This window comes from Streptomyces sp. NRRL B-1347 (genome assembly GCF_000720325.1).
Taxonomy (GTDB): domain Bacteria; phylum Actinomycetota; class Actinomycetes; order Streptomycetales; family Streptomycetaceae; genus Streptomyces.
In genome coordinates, this window is the sequence record NZ_JOJM01000225.1 from 1 (window position 1) to 1,312 (window position 1,312).

Below are 1,312 nucleotides of genomic sequence, written 5' to 3' on the forward strand. Positions count from 1 at the left end.
CAGGGCTTCGGCAAAGTTGTGGTTGAGGGGCGTTTGTGCGGGTGGGCGGGCGTAGAGGTCGGTGATCATGTGGGTTGTTGAGGCTCACATGATCGAGGGGGACGTCCGTGCCCGCTTGTACGACATCGTTGCATCCCGCGCTGGAGAGGCTGCACCGGGCGGGGTGTTCGTCGTCGGGGGCGGGGCTGCGGGAGTGGTTCGAAGGGATACCGGATCCCCGCGCCTGGCGCGGGGTGCGGCATGCGCTCGTGGTGGTGCTGGTGATCGCGGCGTGCGCGGTCCTGGCCGGCGCGAGGTCCCTGTCCGCGATCGGCGAGTGGGCTGCCGGCCTGCCCCAGCACATTCTTGAGGCCTTGGACGCGCGCTGCCGCCCGGCGGGCGGGCTGCGGGTCGCGCCGAGCGGGCCGGCCATTCGCCGGACCCTGCAAGCGGTGGACGGGCAGGCGTTTGACCAGGCCGTATGCGGATGGCTCGCCGAACAGAACACCTCTGCTTCACCCAAGGCGGCAACGCGGGAGGCCGTCGCGGTGGACGGCAAGACCCTGCGCGGAGCGCAGACCGGGGACGGACAGCCCCATCTGATGGCCGCCCTCGGCCACGACAGCGGCATCGTTCTCGCCCAGGCCGACGTCGATGGGAAGACGAACGAAATCACCCGGTCCCAGCCCCTGCTCGACCCACTTGACCTGGCCGGGAAGGCCGTCACCGCCGACGCCCTGCACACCCAGCGCGAACACGCCCGCTATCTCGTCGAGGACAAGAACGCTGACTATGTCCTGACCGTGAAGCAGAACCAGCCGAGGCTGTTCGCCCAGCTCGGCGCGCTGCCCTGGGCGGATGTCCCCGGCCGGGCCCGGACACGCAACCGGGGCCACGGCCGCCGCGAGCACCGCGCCGTCCTGGCCGTCACCGTCCCGGCGGGCCCCCGCTTCCCCTACGCCGCCCAGGCGTTCCGGATCCGGCGCACCGTCCGCCGTCCCGACGGACAGCCGAAACACACCGAAACGGTCTACGGCGTCACCAGCCCGGAAGCGCACCGGGCCGGGCCCGCCCACCTCGGCGCCTACACCCGCGGGCACTGGGGCATCGAGAACCGCCTCCACCACGTCCGGGACACCACCTTCGACGAGGACCGCTCACAGGTCCGCACCGGCAACGGCCCCCGTGCCATGGCCACCCTGCGCAACCTCCCCACCAGCGCCCGCCTGGCCGCAGCCACCAACATCGCCCGGACCCTACGCGCCAACGCCCGCGACCACACCCGCCCCCCGGCCATGCCCGGCCTCATCTGAACGACTTTGCCGAAACCCTG

At 71.9% G+C, this 1,312-nt stretch carries 1 protein-coding gene; it reads left to right on the forward strand.

Annotation, left to right across the window (positions count from 1 at the left end; genetic code table 11):
* Window positions 1–128: 128 nt before the first annotated feature.
* Window positions 129–1,292, forward strand: coding sequence for an ISAs1 family transposase (locus IG74_RS0144620; protein WP_234334692.1), 1,164 nt, complete (start codon window positions 129–131; stop codon window positions 1,290–1,292).
* Window positions 1,293–1,312 lie beyond the last annotated feature (20 nt).